This is a genomic window from Blautia sp. Marseille-P3087 (assembly GCF_900120195.1).
GTDB lineage: Bacteria > Bacillota > Clostridia > Lachnospirales > Lachnospiraceae > Blautia_A.
The window spans coordinates 1,143,680-1,162,562 of sequence record NZ_LT635539.1; the positions used below are offsets into that span (position 1 = coordinate 1,143,680).

The 18,883-nt window shown below is 45.0% G+C and carries 11 protein-coding genes; 1 reads left to right on the forward strand and 10 read right to left on the reverse strand.

The genetic code is table 11. The features are described from left to right. Window positions 1–5 precede the first annotated feature (5 nt). The 8 genes from BQ7344_RS05590 to BQ7344_RS05625 all read right to left on the reverse strand — a co-directional run bounded on the left by BQ7344_RS05590 (window position 6) and on the right by BQ7344_RS05625 (window position 9,877). Window positions 6–2,660 carry a valine--tRNA ligase gene (locus BQ7344_RS05590; RefSeq protein WP_072521770.1) on the reverse strand — a complete coding sequence of 885 codons (2,655 nt, stop codon included), beginning with the start codon at window positions 2,658–2,660 and terminating at the stop codon, window positions 6–8. 118 nt (window positions 2,661–2,778) lie between these two features. Then, entirely contained in the window at window positions 2,779–6,630 is a 3,852-nt protein-coding gene (locus BQ7344_RS05595; protein ID WP_072521771.1) for an FtsX-like permease family protein, read from the reverse strand. Then, entirely contained in the window at window positions 6,624–7,340 is a 717-nt protein-coding gene (locus BQ7344_RS05600) for an ABC transporter ATP-binding protein (protein ID WP_181985337.1), read from the reverse strand. Before BQ7344_RS05600 ends, BQ7344_RS05595 begins: the two co-directional genes overlap by 7 nt. Window positions 7,341–7,503: 163 nt before the next feature. After that, complete coding sequence (locus BQ7344_RS05605) at window positions 7,504–7,698, reverse strand: small, acid-soluble spore protein, alpha/beta type (protein WP_072521772.1); 195 nt, start codon at window positions 7,696–7,698, stop codon at window positions 7,504–7,506. 67 nt (window positions 7,699–7,765) lie between these two features. Next, on the reverse strand, window positions 7,766–7,951 hold the full coding sequence (locus BQ7344_RS05610) for a PspC domain-containing protein (protein WP_072521773.1): 186 nt from the start codon (window positions 7,949–7,951) through the stop codon (window positions 7,766–7,768). A gap of 47 nt (window positions 7,952–7,998) precedes the next feature. Beyond that, a complete protein-coding gene (locus BQ7344_RS05615) occupies window positions 7,999–8,865 on the reverse strand; it encodes a DUF4097 family beta strand repeat-containing protein (RefSeq protein ID WP_072521774.1) in 867 nt (288 codons plus the stop codon). Continuing rightward, a complete protein-coding gene (locus BQ7344_RS05620; RefSeq protein WP_083585493.1) occupies window positions 8,862–9,557 on the reverse strand; it encodes a DUF1700 domain-containing protein in 696 nt (231 codons plus the stop codon). Before BQ7344_RS05620 ends, BQ7344_RS05615 begins: the two co-directional genes overlap by 4 nt. Then, on the reverse strand, window positions 9,554–9,877 hold the full coding sequence (locus BQ7344_RS05625) for a PadR family transcriptional regulator (protein ID WP_072521776.1): 324 nt from the start codon (window positions 9,875–9,877) through the stop codon (window positions 9,554–9,556). Before BQ7344_RS05625 ends, BQ7344_RS05620 begins: the two co-directional genes overlap by 4 nt. Before the next feature lie 192 nt (window positions 9,878–10,069). On the opposite strand from BQ7344_RS05625, the gene BQ7344_RS05630 reads away from it, so the two are divergent. After that, window positions 10,070–11,479 (forward strand): RsmF rRNA methyltransferase first C-terminal domain-containing protein, encoded by a 1,410-nt coding sequence (locus tag BQ7344_RS05630; RefSeq protein ID WP_072521777.1) that lies wholly within the window; start codon window positions 10,070–10,072, stop codon window positions 11,477–11,479. Between the two features lie 243 nt (window positions 11,480–11,722). Here BQ7344_RS05630 and addA read toward each other — a convergent pair whose 3' ends face one another. After that, window positions 11,723–15,448, reverse strand: coding sequence for a helicase-exonuclease AddAB subunit AddA (addA, locus tag BQ7344_RS05635; RefSeq protein ID WP_072521778.1), 3,726 nt, complete (start codon window positions 15,446–15,448; stop codon window positions 11,723–11,725). After that, window positions 15,439–18,777: a PD-(D/E)XK nuclease family protein gene (locus BQ7344_RS05640; RefSeq protein ID WP_072521779.1), complete on the reverse strand. Its 3,339-nt coding sequence runs from the start codon at window positions 18,775–18,777 to the stop codon at window positions 15,439–15,441. The genes addA and BQ7344_RS05640 overlap by 10 nt, the downstream gene beginning before the upstream one ends. Window positions 18,778–18,883 lie beyond the last annotated feature (106 nt).

The following is an 18,883-nucleotide window of genomic DNA, read 5'->3' on the forward strand; positions in this document are numbered from 1 at the left end:
CTTTATTATTTATCCATCTGTTTAAGCTGTGTATTTACTTTTTCCATCATTTCTTCATATTTCTGAAGTTTTTCTTTTTCCGCGTTTACTTTTGCTTCCGGAGCTTTATTGACAAAGTTCGGATTGCTCAGCATTCCCTGGCATCTTGCGATTTCTTTTGCGAGACGATCCTGCTCTTTTTTAAGGCGTTCCATCTCTTTTTCGCGGTCTACCAGATCCTCAAGTGGCATATAAACTACTGCATCGGATACAACAACAGATACTGCATCCTCGCCGATGCCTTCTTTATCTTCCTGTACAAGGATCTCTTTTGCAAATGCAAGGTTTACAAAGGATTTCTTGCATGCTTCATATCTTGCACATGTCTCTGCATCTTTGCCTACAATATGGAGGCTGGTCTTGCGGTTCATCGGTACGTTCATTTCAGTACGTGTATTACGGATACCGCGGACAGCTTCCTTGAAGCTCTCAACTGCTTTTTCTGCTTCCAGGAATACCCATGCTTCCTTATATACCGGCCAGTCGGAAATCATGATGGATTCTTCTTCCGGAAGAAGTGTACAGTAGATTTCTTCTGTGATAAACGGCATATACGGATGAAGAAGTTTCAGACCTTCAGTCAGGGCTGTTCTTAAAGTCCAAAGTGCATCGTTTGCTGCCTTCGGATCTTCGTCTGCTTTCCAGAGACGGACCTTCGCCATCTCAATGTACCAGTCACAAAGCTCATCCCACAGGAAGTCATAAACTTTCTGTACAGCGATTCCGAGCTCGTATTTGTCCATATTGTCTGTAACATCACGAATTACGGTGTTCAACTTGGAAAGGATCCATTTGTCTTCGAAGCAGAGATCATTCAGATCTGCCGGTTCTGTCACGGTCTTGCCTTCCAGATTCATCATAATGAATCGTGATGCATTCCAGATCTTGTTTGCAAAGTTACGGCTGGACTCTACACGCTCCCAGTAGAAACGCATGTCATTTCCAGGTGCATTACCTGTGATCAGAGTCAGACGCAGTGCATCCGCACCGTATTTATCAATAACTTCCAGAGGATCGATACCATTTCCGAGAGATTTACTCATCTTACGTCCCTGTGAGTCACGTACAAGTCCGTGGATCAGTACATGATGGAACGGAACTTCTCCTGTCTGCTCAAGTGCTGAAAATACCATACGGATAACCCAGAAGAAGATGATATCATAACCTGTCACAAGGACATCTGTCGGATAAAAGTACTCCAGTTCCGGTGTCTTCTCCGGCCATCCCAGTGTAGAGAACGGCCACAGCGCGGAACTGAACCATGTATCCAGAGTATCCTCGTCCTGATGCAGATGTGTGCATCCGCATTTCGGGCATTTCTCCGGCATTTCTTTTGCAACTACAACTTCACCGCACTCATCGCAGTAATAAGCCGGGATTCTGTGTCCCCACCAGAGCTGACGGGAAATACACCAGTCACGGATATTTTCAAGCCAGTGCAGATAAGTCTTGCCAAAGCTTGGCGGAACAAATTCCAGTTCGCCCGGTTTCAGCGCATCCATAGCTGCCTGTGCCATCTTGTCCATACGTACAAACCACTGCGGTTTGATCATAGGTTCTACAGTTGTACCACAACGGTCATGTGTACCGACGCTGTGATTATGCGGAACTACTTTCACAAGAAGACCCAGTGCATCCAGATCTGCGACCATGGCTTTACGTGCCTCATAACGGTCCATACCTGCGTATTTACCGCCGAGAGAATTGATAGTAGCATCATCATTCATGATGTTGATTTCTTCAAGATTGTGGCGTTTGCCTACTTCGAAGTCATTCGGGTCATGTGCCGGTGTGATCTTAACGCAGCCCGTTCCGAATTCTTTATCTACATATTCGTCAGCGATCACCGGGATCTCACGGTCAGTAAGAGGCAGTTTCAGCATCTTGCCGATCAGATCTTTATATCTCTCATCTTCCGGGTTTACTGCAACTGCAGTATCTCCGAGAAGTGTCTCCGGACGGGTAGTTGCGATCTCTACGAAACGTCCTTCTTCTCCTGCGATCGGATAATTGATGTGCCAGAAAAATCCATCCTGATCCTCATGCTCAACTTCTGCGTCAGAAATAGAAGTCTGGCATACCGGACACCAGTTGATGATTCTGGAGCCTTTGTAGATATATCCTTTTTCGTATAAACGAATGAATACTTCCTGTACAGCCCTGGAGCAGCCTTCATCCATTGTAAAACGTTCTCTTTCCCAGTCAGCAGATGCGCCGAGCTTCTTGAGCTGATTGATGATTTTTCCGCCGTACTCTTCTTTCCATGCCCATGCATGTTTCAGGAATTCCTCACGTCCGATATCGTGTTTGTCAATTCCTTCTTTTTTGAGTTTGTCAATAACCTTAACCTCTGTTGCGATTGCAGCGTGGTCGGTTCCCGGCTGCCACAGAGCTTCATACCCCTGCATTCTCTTGAAACGGATCAGGATATCCTGCATGGTCTCATCAAGTGCATGTCCCATATGAAGCTGTCCGGTTACGTTCGGCGGCGGCATAACAATGGTAAACGGTTTTTTATCTGGATTTACTTTTGCGTGGAAGTATCCGTTGTCCATCCATTTCTGATAGAGGCGGTCTTCCAGACCCTTCGGGTCATATGTCTTTGCAAGTTCTTTGCTCATAATGTCCTCCTGATTAAAAAAAGCATCTCCCATCTACTGTAATTGCATTTTTTCGCCTTGTCAAGACGGATTGCATATTTTTCACAGATTATGGGGTTCCCTGTAGTTATCTGTATACTTATTCCACAGATTTCAGTGATTCGACCATGTCGATCTTTTTCAGTTTGTTATGCATAAAGATGTTTACGATCACAGAGAAAATACAGGTGATCACGGCACAGTACAAAAAGCTGACCGGGCGGATATTTCGTCCGAACATGACGGCATCCACCTCAATCGTCACAATGATATAACGGTGCAGCAGAATACCAAATCCCGATCCTGCAAGGATTCCTGCAATCGTAAGAAGAATGTTTTCCCGCAGAACGTACTGCGACACTTCCATATCAAAGAAACCCAGGACTTTCAGTGTCGCAAGTTCTCTCTGTCTCTCGGTAATATTAATATTGTTCAGATTATAAAGAACAACAAATGCCAGCATTCCGGCAGACACGATCAGTACTACGATTACGCTCCCCAGCGTACTGAGCATGCGGTCTACCATCTCTACTGTGCTGGATGTGTAACTGATGCTTAAGACAGCCGGTGATTCCATGATCTTCTGTCCGATTTCTTCAAGCTGATCTTTGTATTTGTCCTTTACCTTAAATACAATGTCACTGTAATCCGGTTTCTCGCCAAAGTTTTCTTCATATACCTGTGGAGACATGTATACATAATGTCCGGCATAGTTTTCGGTGATCACGGAAATCTTTACTTTGTATTCTTTGTCGTCTTTTTTCAATGTCAGCTCATCTCCGGCTTTTAAGTCGAGAAGTGTCGCTGTTTTTTCACTGACTGCCGCACCTTCTTCCGGTAACTCATAAGACTGCTTCGTGACACGGTTCTGTAAAGTAACATCTTTTTTGAATTTTTCCAGATCTTCCGGTACATAAACATACACACTTAAATTTGATTTTCCGTTCGGCGCTGTAAGCTTGGTAAGCTGGATATTTGTATAATGATCCAGATCTTCATTCTGCTCCAGAGAACTTTGCAGTTCCTTTTTCTCTGCATCGGTCGCATCATCGTCCGATATGATCATCGCATCATAACGTTGGAGGTCTGTATACTGAAGCTTTACAATATCAGAAATTGAATCCCGGATTCCGTAACCGACCAGCATCAGTGCCATACTTCCTGCAATTCCGAAAACTGTCATAAACATACGTTTCTTGTAGCGGAACAGGTTTCGAAGAGAGGATTTCCATGTAAAATTCAGGTGTTTCCACAGGAACGGCATCCGCTCCAGAAGGATTCTCCTGCCTTCTTTTGGTGCCGGCGGACGCATCAGGGATGCCGGTGTCTCTGCCAGCGCACGATAGCATGAAAATACAGTTGCCCCGACAGTACAGATCAGTGCTGCCACCGAAGCAGTCAGTGCATACTTAAGTTCGTAATGGATCTGCAGTGTTTTATCTACATTGTGGTACATCATTCCATATCCTTTGATAATGATAAACGGCAATATCTTTTCACCGATCAGGATACCGACAATACTGCCTCCTGCCGTCGCCAGAAATGCATAACTTAAATACTTCGAGGCAATATGAATCTTGCTGTAGCCCAGTGCCTTCATCGTTCCGATCTGTGTTCTCTGTTCTTCGACCATTCGCGTCATGGTCGTAAGACTGATCAGCGCAGCGACCAGGAAAAAGATCACAGGAAAAACCTCACCAATATTTTTGATTCGATCTGCATTATCTCCATAATCTGAATACTCCGGAAGTCCGTTACGGTCTGTGATGATCCACTCCGGTTTTTCCAGATCGTTCAGTTCATTCTTTGCATCGTCTATTTTTTGCTGGCCGTCTTTGATTTCATCCTGAGCTTCCTTTTGGCCGTCTTCATAATCTTTCTTGCCGTCTTCCAGCTCTTTACGGGCATCTTTTAATTTCTGCTCGGAATCTTTTAATTTTTCCTCATTTTCCCTGATTTCTTTTTCGCCGTCGGTCAGTTTCTTCTCATTTGCGGCAATCTCTGCCTCGCCTGAATTAAGCTCTGCTTCATTTGCAGCAATCTCTGCATCTGCGGAATCAAGTTTTGTACGATTTGCATCCAGTTCACTTTGTCCGCTCTGAAGCTTCTTAAGACTTGCATCCAGCTGCTTCTTGCTGGCTGCAAGCGTCTTTTCGTTTGTATCAAGTTCTTTTTGTGCCGAAATTAGCTTTGCTTCCTGCGCATTAAGCGTTGTACGGCCGCTGTCGATCTGTGTCTGATTTTCATTCAGTGTCGCGAGTGTTCCTGCAAGTTCGGTTTTTTTCGCCTGAAGAGTCGTAAGTCCACTGTTTGCTGATGCCAGATTATTTTCAAGCTCTGTTTTCTGTGCATCTGCCTGCTGACATGCATTAAGTGTCGCCTGTGCGGTTCCAACTGCTGTATTTGCATCCCCAAGTGCTGCCTGCGCTTCTGAAAGATTCTGCGCAAGCGCATCAAGCTGCGCCTTCGCTTCTTCATCTCCGGCATCTGCTTTTTGCTTTGCTTCATCATAAGCCGCCTGTGCTGCATTTACCTCATCCTGTGCCTGACTGACTGCACTCTGTGCTGCCTCCACTGCCTGCTGTGCCCCCGCAAGTCCGGCCGCAGCCTGCTCCAGCTGACTGATTCCTGCCTCAAGCTGCGGAATCTGCGCATTAAGCTGTGCAATCTGTGTATCTACTGTGGTCTGTCCGGCTTTTACCTGTGCAATACCCGCAGTAAGTTCCTGCTGCTTCTTATCTAAATCAGCTTTTGCATCTGCAATCTTCTGTTTGCCTGCCTCGAACTCCTTTTTGGCTGCATCAAATTTCGCTTTGCCTTCGTCATATTGTTGCTTTCCGGCATTATACTGGCTCCATCCATCATCCAACTGCTTCTGCGCAGCTTCCAACTGTGTTCTTCCGTCCGCCGCCTGTTCTTTCGCAGATGCGATCTGACTTCTGCCGTCACGGATCTGCGTTTTTGCATTCGCGAGCTGTTTCTTACCGTCTTCCAGCTCTTTACGGGCATCTTCAAGCTGCTTTTTGCCGTCATTATATTTCTTCTCGCCGTCTTTTAACTCTTTTTCGCCATCGTCCAGTTTCTTCTTGGCATCGGCAAGCTTTTCGTCGGCTTCTTTCTTACCGTCTTCCAGTTCTTTTTCTGCATCAGATATCTTGTCCTGTGCCTCTGACATAACTTTATCATAGCGTATCTGACAGCGCCCTTCTTCAATTCCCTCGACTTTTTTCTGAACCTTATCAATCAGATTTTCGTATGCATCGGTATAGCTGGTGACCTTTTCCACCTCATTTGTGCGCACATAAATCTGCGTAAAAAACTCAGAATCAAACTCTTCCGGAAGCACATACGCAAAGCCATTTACCTCGCCGGATCCCACCGTGGTATTGCCTCTGTTGAACGAAATATAAAGAGGGCTCTTTCCGATACCTGTAACCGTGTACTCTTCCGTCTTCAGAAGCTTCGAATCTCCCTCCTGCCGGATTACGAGCTTGCTGCCCACTTCATATCCCTGCGATTCTGCAAACGTGGAATCCAGAAAACACTCGCCGCTTTTTTCCGGAAGACTGCCTTCTGTCAAAGTGAGTTGATTGACTTCTTTATTTAAGGATTCCACATGAAGGACTTTCAGTGAATCATTTTCTCCACAGATCACATCTGTAGAATATGCACCTTCCACACTTCCGACTCCCGAAAGTTCCTGCACCGCTTTCACATCATCCTCCGTCAGTCCCATTGTACCGATAATCTTGAGATCCATAAGTTTTGATATGTTATAATAGGCATCACCCGACATTCTCATGTCCGGAGACGCCGCCTGAATTCCGGAGAAAAAAGCAACACCGAGTGCAACAATACAGAAAATTGAAATAAAACGTGCCCGGCTCTTGCGCACTTCCATCCAGAATTCTTTATGCAGTGCTTTTTTTCTATGTTTTCTTTTTCCTACCATTCGATTTCCTCCACCGGTGTAGGATGCTCATTCATTTCCATTGAAGAAACCGTTCCGTTCTTAATATGGATCACACGGTCTGCCATCGGCGTCAGCGCCGAATTGTGTGTGATAACGATCACGGTCATTCCCTTCTGGCGGCACATATCCTGCAAAAGTTTCAGTATTGCCTTACCAGTCTGATAATCAAGTGCACCGGTCGGCTCATCACAGAGCAGAAGCTTCGGATTCTTGGCCAGTGCACGTGCAATGGACACACGCTGCTGCTCTCCACCAGAAAGCTGTGCCGGAAAATTTCCCATACGGTCTTCAAGTCCTACTTCTTTTAATACTTTGCCTGCGTCCAGCGGATTCTTACAGATCTGCATGGCAAGTTCAACATTTTCAAGTGCAGTAAGGTTCGGCACCAGATTATAAAACTGAAATACAAATCCGATGTCATCCCGGCGGTAGGCAGTCAGCTGGCGGCTGTTATAATCTGTGATATTTTTACCGTCCACCAGCACCGTTCCCTTCGTTGCAGTGTCCATGCCTCCAAGGATATTGAGAACCGTCGTTTTGCCCGCGCCACTCGGTCCGACGATAACCACAAATTCTCCTTTTGATATTTCGAAGCCGATCTCATCGACTGCCTTGATCTTGACTTCTCCCATTTTATATATTTTTGATACCTTATCAAGTTTTACATATGCGTTCTGCATATCTGCCATATTTTTCTCCTGTTTTCGTTGTTATGTATAATAAGTTTCTACCTGCGGATGACTCCGAAGTATCTTACTTTTATTATAACAAAAAAACACCACTCGGAACAACATCCGAACAGTGTTTTTTCTGTGTTACTGTTCACTCCGTTCACAGCAACTTTTCTGTGTCCTAATTTTCATTTTCTTTACGTTTGCCTGCCACAAGGCCACCGATCCTCCCGGTTTCTTTTGCCGAAAGACTTTTCCATCCACCTTCCAGTACTTTATCCAGCACTCCAAGCTCCTGCGCAATCTCATATTTCAGCTTTTCTTCTTCCGGAAGTTCATTCTTAAGATAGGCTTCCACTTCTTTTTCTTTATTCATGTCCTGATTACTCCTTTTATTCATTTCTCAGAGTATAGACATTTTTTCAGAAAAATATACACCTTTATCAGCTCTTCGGAATAATGATCGCAGCAATGATGTACGCCCAGATTCCCGCACCGCCGAAGCAGGTCAGGAGCACCCATGCAAGACGCACCAGTGTCGGATCTATATCGAAGTATTCTGCAATACCACCGCAGACACCACAGAGCATGTAATTAACAGATGATTTGTAAAGTCGTTTATTCCTCATAGTAAAATCCTTCTTTCTGAAAAAGTTTGATTTCGTTGTTCTTATCATTACTCAAAATCCACAGTGATATTTCCGACACCACAGTCGAAAGTCATCTTTCCGGATGATCCCGGATTGCTGATTTTTTTCTCATGCCCGAGGCCGCTAAAAGAACTGTCACCGATATCTATCGCGCCTGCCGCACAGGAGATTTCATAATCATAATCCTTCTCTTTTCCATCAATACCCAGATCGATGTTTCCGATTCCGCAATCTGCTTCCAGATTCTGTACTTTCAGATTTTCAAGATCAATATTTCCTGTGCCAACAGTGAGCTCTGCTTTCACTGCTGTAATCGTACTGTCATTTGTAAATTCTCCGGCAGCTACAGATACCTCCAGTTTTTTTGCATAAAAATTATCATCCAGATTTACGGTACCGGCTACCACATCTACAGACGCCTCCTCAAATTCCGTTTTCTTCGGATAACTGACCGTAATTTCTCTGTCCTGCACCCTGCCGATGCTTTCCAGAACCAGCGTATCTCCTTCCTGTCCGACACGTACTTTCTCTCTATGTTTCCCTGAAACTTCAACTTTTATCTCATTTCCATTGTATTCTTTAAGATAAAGTTCTCCTGTTCTGATAGAAAGATCGAGTTTTGATACTCCATCTACCAGATAGATTTCTCCGTTTGTTCCGGCTGCCTCTTTACTGTCCGATTCATCAATCTCATCCCAGTCCTGATTCCAGTCATCTTCATCCCCAAAACTTACATATTTTGCAGTCTGCCGGACAGCACTGCCTAATCCGTCTTTGGATAAGTTCAATCCCGTGATCGTTGCGCCCATTGAAACACCACCTATCGTCAGACCAATTCCCACTACACCGACAGCCGCTGCTATGACCAGTACCACTTTTGAAAATTTTCTCATGCCCGGTCACCTCCCTTTTTGCCCCTGTTTAATATATTGCCGCAAAAATCCGTGAACCTGCGAAGAATTGCCGGAAGTGCACGGCTCGACGCCCATACAAAAAATACAAGTCCAACCAGGCCAAGAGAAAGCAAAATCAGGCCAATGCCGATTCCAAGAGCACCAAATGCCGGTGCCGCTGTCACACATGCTCCAATACCGGCGCCAATTGCAATCACTGCGATTACAAAGAGTGCGATAACAACTGCCCCTGCGCCAAGTACAAGGATAAGCGGAAGTAAGATCAGTGCCACAATAAATCCGATGATCCCACCGGCTACACCCTTGATCAATGGTGAAATAAATACCAGAAGGATCAGTACAAGTATCACACCTGCCTTACCGCCCCTGCGCTCTGCATGATAGCCTTTCTCTGCACGACTCTGTGGCATCTGCCGTTCATCATCTACACGCTCATCCTGATATCCGCTTTCTGTAAATTCTCCGTAATTCTGCGAACTGTTCTTTAAGTCTTCTTTGATAATTGCCGCAACTTTACCCGGGCTTCCAAGCTCCCGGATCACCTCTGCTTCCTGATCTTCTCCGGCATCATCAAAATAACTCTCATAATAATCAAGAGCCTCCTGTCTTTCCTCCTCTGAGATATCAGAAAGCAGTTTCTTTAACTGTTCCATAAACTGCGCTCTGTTCATAATTCTATGCCTCCCTCAAACAGCTTCGAAATCTTTGTCGAATAGGCTTTCCATTCGACTCTGTAGAGATTCAGCTGTGCCATGCCTTTCTCTGTGATCTTATAATATCTGCGGTTCCTGCCTGCATAAGCCTGATCATATGTCTCCAGGCATTCATCCTTCTGCAGTCTCCTCAGCACCGGATACAGCGTTGATTCGGATACATCCAGCACACTCCGTACATCCTGGGTGATCTTGTAACCGTAGGTTCCGTCTTTCTCCTTCGATACTACAGCTAAAACGATCGCATCCAGAAGTGCCGCACCTGTGTTAAATACCATGCTCTCACTTCCTTTTTATATTTCCTGTAATATTGTAAATTAATATAATATTATTTTGTTAGCAATACTATATGTCATATAATATAGTTTTGTCAATAGTATTTTCTATTTTCCTCAACTATTTTATAATTTCATTATATTTAGTTCCTGTGGCCGAATCCTCAGGATATTTTACTGAACGAGGAGAATTACATGTCTGACTATAACATTACCGACCTTCTTTCCCCTGCATTTCTGGAACGTATGCAAAATATGCTGGGTGACGAATACGAAGATTTTATAAAAAGCTATGAAGCGCCACGCACCTACGGGCTGCGTGTCAATACCGCAAAGATAAGCTGCGAAGAATTTGAAAAGATTGTACCGTTTCCGGTCACGCCAATCCCGTGGATCCCGAACGGATATTTTTATCCTGAAGATGTCCGTCCTTCTTTCTGTCCGCTGTATCAGGCAGGACTTTATTATCTGCAGGAGCCAAGTGCCATGACACCGGCCTCCTGCCTGCCGGTCACTCCGGGAGAAAACGTCCTCGACCTCTGCGCGGCGCCGGGCGGCAAGGCAACTGCACTGGGAGCCATGTTAAACGGCAGTGGACTTCTTGTCGCTAACGATATCAGTTCTTCCCGGACGCGTGCACTGCTTCGAAATGTAGAACTCTTTGGTATCACTAATGCGTTCGTGACCAACGAAACACCTGCACATCTGAAAGATCGTTTTCCGGAATTTTTCCATAAAATTCTGCTGGATGCGCCGTGTTCCGGTGAAGGTATGTTCCGCAAGGAAGAAGCCCTTGCCCGTGACTGGACACCGGAAAAATCCGACGAGCTTTCTGTTCTGCAAAAAGAACTGATCCTGCAGGCTGCGGATATGCTGCGTCCCGGCGGACAGCTTCTTTATTCCACCTGTACCTTCGCTCCAAATGAAGATGAAGAAGTCATTTCTTATCTTCTCGAAAACCGCCCGGATATGGAGCTTCTGGAACTTCCGACTTACGAAGGCTTCGCTCCCGGAATTCCGGCATGGGGAAACGGCAATTCTGCACTTTCCCGCTGTGTTCACCTTTTCCCGCACAAAATGCAGGGGGAGGGACATTTTATGGCATTATTCCGCAAAGAAGGCCGTACTGATCTGATTGGACAGTTTTCTTATGTAAAACCTGATCCGGACACCCGTAAATGGCTGGAACTCTTCTTTAAGGAGATCGGGCTTAGAACATTCAGCGGCCAGCCATTCGACTGGAACCGTGTCGAGACACGTAAAGACAAAGTTTATTACCTTCCTCCGGTTACCGGTGATTTCCGTGGTCTTACATTCCTACGAAACGGATTGTACCTCGGGGATCTCAAGAAAAACCGCTTTGAGCCGTCTGAACCATTTGCACTGGCACTTCGAAAGGGTGATGTAGACGGAATCATTTCTCTTTCCGTAAATGATCAGCGGCTCACACGCTACCTGAAAGGTGAAACCCTGAATATAGAACCGGCAGAAGCTGCCCATACAAAAGGGTGGCATCTTCTCTGTGTCGAAGGCTACCCGCTCGGTTTTGGCAAGCTGGTTGGCCAGACCTTCAAAAACAAATATCCCGCAGGCTGGAGAGTGTAATCTCTCTGTCCTGCGGGACTTTTTGTATTGCATATCAAAGAGGCACCGGTGGCACGTCCACTGATTTCCTGTCATATATCTTATGTCATAACTGTTCAGTACCCTCACAGTTACGAGTCAAAATGCATTCCAAATCACCTTCGGTGATGGCATTTTGCCTTATATGTCTCGGGATTTTGGCAAAAAACATGCCAAAACGCCTCGCGGGATACTACCTTCTGAATAGTTACCTTATATCATATTTCAGACCGGGATCATTTTTCCAAGTGTAAATGAATAAATATAAGTTTCTTTTACCTTTTTCTGCAACATGCGTTCCAGTGCCTGCGCATAATCTTCAAGCTGTGTATGATAATGATCGATCAGATACTGTTCCTCACCCTTTCGAACCTTATCCGTCTTGTAATCGACAAGTACGATTTCATCATTTTCTACAAAATACGCATCAATGATTCCCTGTACCAGAACCGTTTCCTCACCATTCCAGTCTTTTTCGATATTTTTCATACTCTGTGCAAGTACAAATGGCTGTTCTCTGTATAACTGATTTTCCTCAAAAGCTTTTTTCATACGCTGCCCGATCTCCGAATGCAAAAATGTCATGATATCCTGTATCCGGATGCACTGCGCTTCTTCGTATGCCATCTTTTTGGCTTCTGTAAGGGCAGTGATCTGTTTGTGGATCTGGTTTTCTGAATCCACTGCTGTGTAATCCAGGCACTCCATCAGACGGTGATATGCCGTTCCCCGTGCGGCTCCCTTATATTCTTCTGCTCCCCCTGATATAAAATCCGGCACCAGCGGCACAATATCCGGCTCTGAAAACAGTGCTTCCTCTCGGTCATCTTCCCCGTGCCAGCTACGCTTCTTAAGTTCGGAAACACTTACTTTCACCGGAAGATCCCTAAGATATGCATATGGATACTGATAACTGAAACGCTTTTTCAGCAGCTTGTGGACCTCTTCATCGTAGATTCTGTTACTGTCCCATTCTTTCAGAAATTTTTCCTGCATCTGCGTATCCGTCTGCCCCAGAATTTCACCCTGAACCAGTTCTGCCACGGTCACTTTGTGTACTGTAAAATGCGCATTTTCCTTCTCGCAGACCACAGCCGGTCTCTCTGTGATTCCATATTCATGAAACAGTTCCTGCATTGCCGGATGCCTTGCAAGCGCCGGCAAAATGTAAGACCAGTAAGTTCTTGCCTTTCCGCGCACGGTCATCGGAAGAAGCGGTTCTTCATGATCCATATAAACACTTAATGCATTACAGACATCTGGCAGTTTACCGATACATCCTGTGATGATCAGCTTTTCTTTTGCTCTTGTCAGCGCTACATAAAGCACACGCAGCTCTTCTCCCAGACTTTCTCTCTGTAACTGTCTGCGGATGATCTGCTTATGAACCGCAGAAAGAATCAGTCTTTTTTCCGGAAGGATCACATCTACCCCAAATCCCATATCCGGATGGATCAGAAAACGACTGTTGATATCCTGAAAATTGAACTGTTTCCCCATTCCGGCTGCAAATACGACCGGAAACTCCAGACCCTTGCTCTTGTGGATCGTCATAATCTGCACCGCACCACTTCCGGCATCTGCAAGATTTACTTCGCCAAAATCCACCTCATACTTCTGGAGCTTTTCGATATAACGGACAAAGTTAAACAGTCCACGGTAACTCGTCTTCTCATAATCCATTGCCTTTTCCACAAGCATATGAATGTTTGCCCCACGCTGCGCACCTCCCGGCACAGCTTTTACATAATCTGCATATCCCGTCTCGGAAAGAATGTGAAGAATCAGTTCATGTACCGGTGTATACGCGGACAAATTCCGCATCTCTTCCAGCTGAGCCTGAAAAGCGCATAATTTTTCCTGCAGGCACTTTTCCTCCTCTGTCAGTTCCGCCTGTTCCAGTTCGCAGTATGCACAAAGGCTCTCATAAAGCATCCCGTCCGGGCAGCGACTCTTAAGGATTGCAAGCTCCTGCACTGTGCATCCCACAATCGGAGAATGCAGTACACCTGTCAGTGGAATATCCTGCAATGGATTATCACAGACTCTCAGATAATTCAAAAGGGTAACGACTTCCTGTGCTGAGAAATATCCTGTCCGCGATGCACTGTAAACCGGAATACCTTTGGATGTCAGCACCTGACTGAATGGTTCCGCCCATCCTGTCGCTGAACGAAGTAAAATCACAATATCTCCGTATTCAACTTTCCGATATCTGCCGTTCTCTTTATCCAGCACCTCCTCATTGCCGACCATCCTTCGGATCCGTTGTGCAATGGCCAGTGCTTCCAGTTCCTGTACCGTCTGATTTCCATTTTCTTCTTCTGACAGTTCTTCCCCGTCCTTTTCGATCAGAAGAACTTCTGTTGTATTTTCGGAGTCATTTGTTTTCTCTCCCGCTGTATGTTCTTTTTCCGGAAAAGAAGCTCCTGTATAAAGTGCATTTTCGTCGTCATAAGTAATGCCCCCGAGATCTTTCCCCATGATTTGGCGAAAAATGTAATTAACCGAAGATAAAACTTCTCTCCTGCTTCGAAAATTTTTGTACAGATCCACACGCTGTTCTTTTGCATCTTCAAGAGAATAGCTGTGGTATTTCTCCATAAAAAGTTCCGGTCTTGCAAGTCGGAATCTGTAAATACTCTGCTTTACATCTCCTACCATAAAAATATTTTTACGTCCATCCGCCCAGCCGGACACCAGATTAGTGATCATTTCCTGTACAAGGTTGCTGTCCTGATATTCGTCCACCATTACTTCCTCATATCTGGCAGATAATTCTTTCGCAGCAGTACTTGGGATGAGATCTTCGTCTTCTTTTTTCATCAGTATTTCCAGGGCAAAGTGTTCCATATCTGAAAAATCCAGAACATTTTTTTCTCGTTTTTTTTCCGCAAATGCCGCTTTAAACTGTAATGTGATCCGCGCCAGTCCCTCCATAGGTTTCCGGCAGTATTTCAATGCCTCCAGAATATGTTCTTCAGACTGGCTGAAATAGTGCTCTTCCAGTTCTTTCCATATATATTTTTCTGTATCACGAAGGTCTTTCACCTGTTTTTTCTTTTCTTCATCTACATTCAGATCTTTTTTGGCAGAAAGACGTGCATATTTATGTGCTGCCAGAAGTGATGCCATACCATTATAGTCCCTCTTTGCTGCACGTTCTTTTGCTTCTTTCAGAAGGAGACTGTCACTTTCCAATGCTGTTTCGTAAAAATACGGACCATCAATTTCCCGGCAGATATGTGTGGCACGTTCCAACAGATCATCGATCTCCGAAATACATTCCTCTGCCGCATCCCAGAGAAGTGTCATCCACTTGGTACTCCGAAGATCTTCTACATTATCCACCTGATAGACTCTCAGGCATTCTTCAATCCACTCCTCCGGAAACGGATGACTCATAGAAGCATCATATAACTTATAGATCATATCCCGGATTTCATCATCGGTTTTGCCGTTTGCATAACACTCTACCAGATTCAGAAATTTCTCATCTTTCTGCGCATATGCCTCTTCCAGCACTTCCTTCATCACATCTTCGCGCAGAAGTTTCAGTTCTCCCTCTTCTGCTGTACGATATCCCGGATCCAGATCGATCATATGAAAATAATTTCGGATGATATATGCACAAAAACCATCGATGGTCGTAATCTGTGCATTATGTATCAGTGAGACCTGGCGCTGAAGATGTTCATTATCCGGATTATCGTACAGTTTCTGATCAATTGCCGCTGAGATACGTTCTTTCATTTCCCCTGCCGCCGCGCGGGTAAACGTCATGATCAGAAGACGGTCTATGTCGACTGGTTTCTTAGGATCGCAGATCTTGCTTAAAATACGTTCTACAAGAACGGCAGTTTTTCCGGATCCTGCTGCTGCACTTACCAGAATATTCCGGTTACGGAGCGAAATCACTTTCTGCTGCTCCTCAGTCCAAATTACTCCCATTCGTCATCCACCTCCTTTTCAAATGCTTTCCATATCTCATCGTCTGCAAACTGCTTCAGTCTGCGAAACTCATATCCCGGTATCTTGCGGTCAAATCCACATGTCCCCTGATACGGACAGTAAGTGCAAGCATTCCTGTTCCCCATCTCATAAGGAGAAACTTCTGCATTACCATCCAGTATTGCCTCCCGGATATCAGTGATCTTCTTTTTGACATAGGCATCCAGAAGTGCAAATTCATTTTCACTGGCTATAGAAGACCCTTTCCGAAACAGCCCTGTTGATGTATAAGACATCGGCAGAGAAACGGTTGTCCTGTCCAGACCGCTGATTACTTCATCTTCTGCCAGAACCAGACCATTCATTTTGAGTTTCTTAAAGATTTCCGGATCCAGTCCGTCCAGATCATCTTCCATCTCTTTTTGCAGCATAGGATCTTTGACATTGTAATAAAAAATTCCTGCCGGTTTCACCTCTGCATCCGGATATTTTCGCTGCTCCGCCTTTACCGCCGCATCCATGTAGACGACAAGCTGCATCTGGAGACCGTAATAAATGCTGACCAGATCAAATGTCGTATTTCCTGTCTTATAATCAATGATCTTTACATAGACTTTATCGTCTGTCTTCATGACATCCAGACGGTCAATCCGTCCGCCTCCGATCGAAACCTCAAATCCCTCCGGCTGAAATTTACCGTTTCGAAGCTGTTCCTGCAGTGCCCAGACTGTCCTTCTAAGAATCCTTCGTGTACGTTCGATCATATACTGGTTTCTTGCACTGCTCTGAAGGATCGTATTACCGTAATCGGCGCTGATCTTGTCCAGACATTCATCTGCGATCGCATCCCGCAGTTCATCCGAAAGTTCGCTCCACTTAAGCTTTCTTCTGTGAATTTCTGCTGCGAAATCTTCCAGTGCCTGATGGATCACATTTCCCATATCCATCGCCTTAAATTCGTATTCTGCACGTTCCTTTACTTCCAGACCATATTTCAGAAAATGAGCAAACGCACATGCAGAAAAACGTTCCAGTCTTATTGCACCGTTCGGTGAGACTTCCCCGTACAGAGCTTTCGCTACACTTTTGCTGATCTGATCGATCGGTTTGCGGATAAATGCAGCTTCTGTCAATTTTTCCGTTACTGTACGATATTCAGGACTATTCAAATACCAGCTGTACAGTTCTTCAAATACCGGATTGTCTTTTCTTTTTTCTTCATCAGTCAGGCAAGACAGGAGATATTCTACTGCTGTATTCGGTGTCTCGATCAGATCCAGTTCATTTCGCGGCTCCTGCGCATGTTCTGTTTTCAGTTTCGGAAAAAGTGTCTGCATGGTCCGGATCAGAAATGCCGGTCCCGTCGCTTCGCCTTTGCCGTTGGACATACTGTACGAAAGGCAGAGTCTCTCGGATGGCTTCGTAAGGTTGAGATACAGATAAAACCGCTGCGTATTCATCAGTTCTTTGGGACCCGGTGCCAGCTCGATTCCCTGTTCTCCAAGAAAATCTCTGTCCATCTCCGTAAGGATGCCCCCTGACTCCGTATTCTTCGGTATACAGCCTTCATTCACTCCTACGAAAAACAACGCACGGATATCTTTCAGTCGCGTTCTCTCCATATCGCCTACCAGTACCTGATCGATTCCCGGCGGTATCAATGCTACTTTTGCCTGTCCCATACCCGTCTCAAGAAGCTGACGGTACTCTTCTGCAGACACCGTTTCTTCCCCGAGAATGCTGACCATTTTATCAAGGAGGTTCATCACGATCCCGTAAATCTGGGTATATTCTTTTTCCATTGCACGGTCGCCGTGCTGCTTAAATAAAAGCTCCTGTACTCCAAGTTTTTCCTGCACGCGGCTCTGTACTATAAATTCATAGAGACACCTGCTGTATTCTGCGACTGTTTTTTTCTTTCCGGCAAAGCCTTCTGCAAGGGATCGAACCTCTGTCACAAAACGCTCCCGGATAACATTCAGTTCCATGATCGATGTCGGATCCATATCGCGACTGAGCCGCACCCATCTCTCATCCCATTTTCGAAATCCATGAATTCCGAGCGCCAACACATAATTTTCCAGACGATCTGTCTCACTTCTGGAAATATCGGACATACCGCAGCGCAGATATCGGAACACGCTTTCATAACTGAATCCCTGACTTACCATCTCCAGTGCTGCACGCACATATTCCACGAATGGATTCATCAATACAGAATGTTTCTCATCTATAAAAAACGGAATTCCGGCTTCTTCAAAGACATGTCTTGCAATACTTCCGTATTCTTCAAGATTCCCTGTAATCACAGCGATCTGCCCGTAGCGGTACTGTGAATCCCGTACCAGCCGGATAATTCTTCTTGCAGTCTCCTGCATCTCTCTCTCCGGTGTTCCCTCCTGAAAAAGCTGTACCTCACTCTGCTCTTTATCATATGTTTTTCTGTGATAACGAAACAGATTCTTCTCCAGAAAGCCAAGGGCAGGCGAATCGGCAAACCGGGAACGGCTGCCGCTCTTTATCCAGACTGGTTCTTCCACATCTTTCGTAAATTCACTTAAAGAACGAATCATTTTATGACTCATATAAAATAATTCATGTGGCTTTCCCTTTGCCAAAAATTCTTCTCTGACATCCATCGTGACCGTCACGGAAACTTTTTTGCAGACTGCCAGAAGTTCCCGGATAACCGTATGCTGTACCGGTGTAAATCCCGTGTAACCATCAAGTATGACTGTACTGCCACGCAGTTTCCGTGAAAACGGAATTTCTTTTGCAAGAACTTCCAGAACTTCTTCTGATGTCATAAAATGATCTGACAGAAATTCCCGAAATGCCTGATAAAGGACAGACACATCTTTTAATTTCATCTGCAGAAGCGGCTTATCCTCTGCGTCATTGATCATCTTATCCATTTCTTCTTCATGGACTTCATACTGCATAAACTCCGAGAGCAGGGATTTCACTTCATCGAGATAGCCCGGCTTTTTCATCTGATTTTTCAGATAGACAAGTTTTTTCTGGTTCATTTGTACCAGTTTCAGAAGAACCATATTCTTTCCGGTCTCTTCCAGAACTTTCCGTGTATCACCGCCGACTTCTTCAAAAATACGGTACGCCAGTCGTTCAAAGCTCAGTACATCAATATTTAAGATTCCTTTTTGCGGATGCATTTCTACAAGTGTTTTCTGTGTCTGCATGGTAAACTGCTCCGGAACGATTACATAATACATATTTGTCGGCTTTCGTGAGGCTTCGCGTATCACATTCTGATATGCTGCGTACGATTTACCCGCGCCGGAATTTCCAATAATAAACTGAAGTGACATAAAAACCTCCCTGCTAAACATTTACTTTTATGATACATATTTCAGTAAAATACGAATAAGATATACAGAATCATATCCCGCAGTAACCCTGTGGCATCACACCGGG